Here is a 6,165-nt window from a genome sequence, read left to right on the forward strand (position 1 = left end):
TAGTTAAGACTTTTCTATCTGCAAGATTACCTTTATTCCCCAATTACACAACTTTTTTTGAAATATTTTAATGATTTATGCCACAAAACATATTTTAATAGAAATTTTGGTGCGGTTGCCCTGCGGGGGATATCCGCCTCTTGTCCCGTTGCCGGGAAAATACTTGCTATCAGTAAGATTGCCAGATAAAGATGTGTTTTCATGTGTATATAATTTACAGACAGTTCATAAATGGATCGTTAGTCTTCTTCAGCCAGTCTTTCAGCTGGCTTGTAAATTGTTTTATCAGTGCCGGCTGATCGGGGGCGATGTTGTTTCGCTGGAAGGGGTCCTGCTCGCGGTCGAATAATATCCATTCGTCAGTCCGGCCATTTGTGGCGTGTACCACGAATGTATATTTTTTCGTCCGTAACCCTCTGTATCCGGTCATTAAATTTTCAGGGAGAAGATAATAATAAGGCTGTACGACCTCCTGCGCCTTTTCCTGTGAGAGGATGGAAGCAGACAGATCGAAGGTCTGTACCTCTGCTGGTATCTGTTCTTTGAATCCCATTAATGACAAGAGGGAAGGATACAGATCGGCGAAAGCGATCATCAGGGTCGAATCCCGGCGCGGCGCGATCTTTTCCGGCCAGCTTATCATCATCGGAATGCGCATGGCTTCCTCGTAATAAATATTCTTACCGATATGCTCGTGCATCCCCATGCTGTCTCCATGGTCGGAAGTAAACACCACAATCGTATTCTCGAACAATCCCTGTTCTTTCAACTGGCGGATGATACGGCCGACCTGTTCGTCGACACCTGTCATACAGGCATAATAATCCAACACACTCTTGCGGTAGAAATCTCCCATTTTTGTCCCTTTTGGGGCAATGATAGGAGAGTTACATACTGTTTCGACATCTACGTCGCGGTAGATCTCTTTGTATTTATCAGGAACCAGCTCATATCCGGTATGAGGCGGGTTCATGGATACGACCAAAGCAAAAGGTTTGCCTGTGTCGCGAAACTTATTATCTTGATTGGCGATGTAGTCGATGGCCCGGTCGGTTTCATATTCCGGTCCCCATTGGTCGACGAAATAAAATTCGTCGCGCGAAGCATCCGTATCCCAGTACATGGGTTTCAGATGATAATCGTATGTGCCATAGGCGATCCAGTGACTGAAGCCGTGGCGGCGTTCTTTGGGACACCATTCGTTCCAGGCTATTTTTCCTTTGTTGTTACTGGTTTCAATGTAAGGCTGGTAGGGGGAGTCGAGATGCCATTTACCAATGTATCCCAGTTCATATCCCTGGTCTTTGAGGACATCCGACCAGCAACGGGCCGATTCGGGAAGTTCAACCCCGTAAGGAGCTGTTGCCGAATTACAATTTCCGGTAACTTTACTATGCACAGGATACATTCCTGTCATCAGCATACCACGTGCCGGAGAAGATACCGGATAGCTGCTGACTGCATTGGTGAAGTTAACCCCTTCTGATGCCAATTGATCCAGATGAGGTGTTTTTACGGCCTCTTTACCCAGGCATCCTAAAGCATCTCCGCGCCATTGATCAGCCATAATAAAGATCAGGTTTGGAGAAGACTGTTTCTCTTGTGCTTGTATTCCCATTGCTAATATAGGAAATAGCAATAATGTGTGAGTGATAGTTTTTTTCATGGTGCAGTAAAGTTACATAATTATAGTGGAATACAATATCTTTTTTGAAAGAACAAGACCTCCCAAAGAAAATAAGGAGGTCTTGTTTTATCATGAATAGATCATTAATCGCCTTCAGGAAGACTGCTGGTTTCTATCTTCCATCCCGGATTCTGATAAATTGTAGAGGAAGCATAATCAGTGGAACCCTCTGTCTCTGTTGTCAGTCGGAAATGGTCGAAAGCAATCGGATTCAGATATTTATTCTGGTTCCAATTGTAACCGTTGTAAGCAATATTATTCGTATTGATACGGAAAGGACGAAGATACTGGCTTTCTGATTTTGCAGATACGTTCGCATTTGTATTTCCGGATTCTATCAGATTAACGACCGAAAGAGTGACATCTGCTGCCGGAGTGGGAGTTGGTGTTGTATAACGTGCATAATTTTCACTCCATAAATCGAAACCTTCTACGTGATATCCTTGCATCATATCCAATGCACGCCAACGTTTCAGGTCATTCAGACGAAGTCCTTCAGCAGCAAACTCGATGCGGCGTTCGCGACGAATGTTATAGAGAGTCGTTGATACTAATTCAGAGCCGGAATAACGGGCAAAATCCAATTCTTTACTTAAATCCGTTGCATTTATTGTTTTCTGATAGTCAGTATCCATATTGGCACGTGCACGAAGAGCTCTCCAATACTTTCCACTGTTGGCATCCAGCGAACTGTTTAATTCGTAATCAGCTTCCATATAATTCAGATATGCTTCAGCAGCCCGGAATACGACACAAGCTGTGGTAGAAGGCAACGTCGGACCTTGTGCAGCATCTGTTGTCAGACCCTTTTTTACCGAATAACCGGTAGGGCATTTGTTCTCATTCTGGCCCAGCACGATAGGAGCACGATAATAATAACCATATCCGTTCACAAGATATTCAATATTGCTTCCTCCCTCTGATAATAATTCACCTGGTAAGATGGTATTGTATCCTAAACGTGGGTCACGATCGGCTGCTACGTCTTCATAGGTCTTATCACCTTGATAACCGGAGTTGTTCGCATAGATCGGTAATCCGTTTTCCATCAGGTAAGACTGCATCATACTGCGTGTCCATCCGGTATTTCCACCTCCGTTACGTTGTATATAGCCAACTACAAAATGGTTGACAGCAGGAGTAAGACTTGCATCATAGGCTCTCCATAATAATACCTCAGAAGTGCTACTTAACGATTGGCTGTTGAATAGGGACGGATAATCGCTGGATAACGAATATTTATCGGCAACTATTTGAGCAGCTTCTTTGGCTTCCGTCAGGAAGAATCTTATTTCAGAATCGATATCGATTGAAAAATCTTTCAGATAATCTTTGTTCGCTCCCGGCCATCCCGGACCACCCGGCACGCGTGCTGTCCCTTTGTGGTATTTTTCCCATGTACCTTCAAATAAGGCTACACGGCTTTTCAAAAGGGCGGCACAATCTTTAGTCAGCCGGTTGGTCATGGGCGGAGTTTCTTTCATGTAATAATAGGCCGAGTCCAAGTCTTGCAGGATGAAACGTGCCACTTCATTGCGCGGACGTCTTTTGCTTGCTTCCCTGACGGTCTCATAATCTTCTGTAATCCAGTTTTTCAATATAGGAAAGTCGCCAAGTGCAACTAGTTTGGTATAGTAGATATATGCACGGAAGAAATACATTTCTCCCAAATAATGTTTATTGTTGGCTTCTGTTCCGTTTAATTCCCCATTCTCCAGGCGGGGACGTACTTTGTCGATGAAATAGTTGACATTACGGATTTTTCCGAAATCCCAGGCTCCTCCGCTTTGCGCTACGCGGGTTTCTCCCTTCACAAATGAACTGTTGGGATTGCTTGCGGCCTGATTGTCACTATTGTTGTCGGTGACAAATACCCCCATATTATATTGTCCGGGTGTATGGGAGGGAAGCTGATCGTAGAGATTAGCCGAATAAGCGGCCAAATCACTTTCTGTCAATAAATATTTGTCGGTGGGTACAGCGTCCAACGGTTCTTTGTCAAGAAAATCGTTACAGGAGCATAAAGCACCAACCAATGTTATGATGTATAATAGATTTTTTTTCATTGTTCTTACATTTTAAAGAGTGATATTTAAACCGAATGAAATAGTTTTAGATAGCGGGTATGTCTTACCATTGCTGAATCCGTTGGCAGCAGTTGCTTCGGGATCGAACATATCGGCTATGCCACTGATAGTGAAAAGATTTTCTGCACTAACATAAATACGGAGCTTTTGGATATTCGCTTTATTCATCCAGGCTCGGGGGAATGTATATCCTATTTGCAGGTTCTTCATACGCATATAAGCTCCGTTTTGTAAATAGCGTGTCTGAGTTTTTTTGTTTTTGTTTCCTTTATCACCCAGATATGCTTTGGGGTAGTAGGAATCGAGATTTGCTCCGAATACGGAAGCTGTGTTCTCCGGACGGAAATAGTCAAGATGTTCACTAAAACCAACCGATTGCCACTCTCCGCCATCAGCCCCCCAAAACATAGGACCGCCTAACCAAATGTCACGTTTCATGACTCCCTGGAAAAACATTTGTACGTCGAAACCTTTCCAGTCTGCTCCCAGGCTCAGGCCGAAGCGGAAGCGAGGCGTATTGTTACCGATTACTTTTAAGTCGCCATGATCTATAGCTGTACTGTTCCCACTGTCGACTATTTTGTCACCGTTCAGGTCGCGATACATAATGTCGCCGGCTCCCCAGGCTGAACCGATTTTACTCTGGTCATTGTTGGCCAGCCATTCGGTCATTTGTTCGTCGGATTTAGCGATACCTTCCGTTTCGTATCCCCAGATTTCTCCGATCGTCATTCCGTCGTAATAAAGCGTATTTCCGTCTGCATCCCAGAGAGCTTTAGAAGCATTGGGGTATGAAATAACTTTAGCGCGATAGTCTGAAAGATTGAATCCGGCATTGTAATTCACTTTTCCTATCTGGTCTCTCCAGTTCAGTTGTATTTCCCATCCTTTATTTTTCAGTTCGGCATTGTTTGTGTTCGGAAGAGAGGTTCCCAATATGGCACCCACTTCGGCTGCCGGTCCGACCATGTCTTTGGTTCTGCGGATAAAATACTCGGCAGTTGCATTCAGGCGGTTGTCCAGCATACCGAGGTCGATACCTATATTAGTATTGTAAATTTTCTCCCAGGTAAGTGTGCTGCTGACCATTCCCGGAACTCCTGCCGTTGTCGGTTTGCCGCCATTCATTAACCAGTTGCCGCCATTAGCCGTTACGCTTTGTGTCAGATAGAACGGATAGTATGAGTCAGTATTCTGGTTTCCTAACATACCCCATGAAACACGCGGTTTCAACGTGTTGATGATGTTACTTATCGGTTCGAAGAACGATTCGCGTGCCACATTCCAGCCTAAAGAGAAAGAAGGGAACACGTTCCAGCGCTGGTCTCTGAGGAAACGGGAAGAACCATCGTAACGAACGTTCATTTCCACCATATACCGGTCCTTATATGAATAGTTGATACGTCCGAAGAATCCGGCAGTCGACCAGTCATTATATTTGGAACTGTTGATTTTGTCCTCCCCGGTAGACGCACTGATTTCCGGAACAAGGCTACTGATCACATCGGGACGTTGGGCGCTTAATTCGCGATAGACATATTCTTCGGTATTCATACCAATCAATGCCTTAAAGTAATGATCTTTCAGCTGTAAAGTATAGTCGGTATAAACGCTTGTCGTATAGAAATTACTGTTCAGGTAAGCAGAGCGTGCGAACGAAGCTCCCGGAGAATAACTTCCGCTGAAAGCCAATGCCAGCGGGTTCCCGTTTACATCGTGTTCATAGATCGGATTCAAGTTCGTTTGTTTGTTCTGATTGATAATTCTCATGCCGGCTTCTGCGTAAATATTCCATCCTTTAAGCGGGTGGACAACGAGTTGTCCCTGCATATAAATATTATCGTTATGGGTCTTGGAGCGTCCGCCGTCTGCCAATTGGTTGAGTTTTCCGTTTCTCATATAATAACCGTTCGGGTCTTTAAAAGGCATCATAGGCCACATACGGGCGATGTCGTGGTAAAGCAGTCCGCCTTCTTCCAGATAAACGGGGTTATCGAGGTCAAAACGCACAAACTTTGTGTTGATATTGAAATCTACATATTTGTTTATCTGTGTATTAACCTTAGCAGTTGCATTGTAACGTTTATAATTATCTTCCCCGTAACGCAGGTTACCATTTTGGTTCAGATAACTACCGGATGCATAATATTGTATTTTTTCCGTACCGCCGCTCAGACTGATATTATGTTCGTTCGACCATGCCCACTGGAAGTGCTTTTTCCACCAGTTTACATTATCATTGGCTTTTTCATGAAAATGCCAGTTGTTACCCAATGTCATCAATTTAAGGTTCATAGTGCTCTTTTGTAATTAGTTAGAGTATAGTTTTTACAATTGGGCCTTCCTTTCCTTGCTCGTGGAAACTTTCTTCCCGGTCTGATGGGCACCAAA

The 6,165-nt window shown here is 44.0% G+C and carries 4 protein-coding genes; all 4 read right to left on the bottom strand.

Going from position 1 to position 6,165, the window contains the following annotated elements; all coding sequences use genetic code 11:
* Nucleotides 1-32: 32 nt before the first annotated feature.
* Nucleotides 33-203: a hypothetical protein gene (locus NBH15_RS28800; protein WP_250824180.1), complete on the bottom strand. Its 171-nt coding sequence runs from the start codon at nt 201-203 to the stop codon at nt 33-35.
* A gap of 11 nt (nt 204-214) precedes the next feature.
* On the bottom strand, nt 215-1,666 hold the full coding sequence (locus tag NBH15_RS28805) for a sulfatase family protein (protein WP_244050502.1): 1,452 nt from the start codon (nt 1,664-1,666) through the stop codon (nt 215-217).
* A 104-nt stretch (nt 1,667-1,770) separates the two neighbouring features.
* A complete protein-coding gene (locus NBH15_RS28810; protein WP_244050503.1) occupies nt 1,771-3,753 on the bottom strand; it encodes a RagB/SusD family nutrient uptake outer membrane protein in 1,983 nt (660 codons plus the stop codon).
* 12 nt (nt 3,754-3,765) lie between these two features.
* On the bottom strand, nt 3,766-6,069 hold the full coding sequence (locus NBH15_RS28815) for a SusC/RagA family TonB-linked outer membrane protein (protein WP_250824181.1): 2,304 nt from the start codon (nt 6,067-6,069) through the stop codon (nt 3,766-3,768).
* Nucleotides 6,070-6,165 lie beyond the last annotated feature (96 nt).

This window comes from Parabacteroides caeci, from assembly GCF_023656795.1.
Lineage (GTDB): Bacteria > Bacteroidota > Bacteroidia > Bacteroidales > Tannerellaceae > Parabacteroides > Parabacteroides segnis.

What these genes read in the sequence shown, in the direction of transcription:
- NBH15_RS28800 (WP_250824180.1), bottom strand. Translation starts at nt 203, where the DNA reads ATGAAAACACATCTTTATCTGGCAATCTTACTGATAGCAAGTATTTTC.
- NBH15_RS28805 (WP_244050502.1), bottom strand. Translation starts at nt 1,666, where the DNA reads ATGAAAAAAACTATCACTCACACATTATTGCTATTTCCTATATTAGCA.
- NBH15_RS28810 (WP_244050503.1), bottom strand. Translation starts at nt 3,753, where the DNA reads ATGAAAAAAAATCTATTATACATCATAACATTGGTTGGTGCTTTATGC.
- NBH15_RS28815 (WP_250824181.1), bottom strand. Translation starts at nt 6,069, where the DNA reads ATGAACCTTAAATTGATGACATTGGGTAACAACTGGCATTTTCATGAA.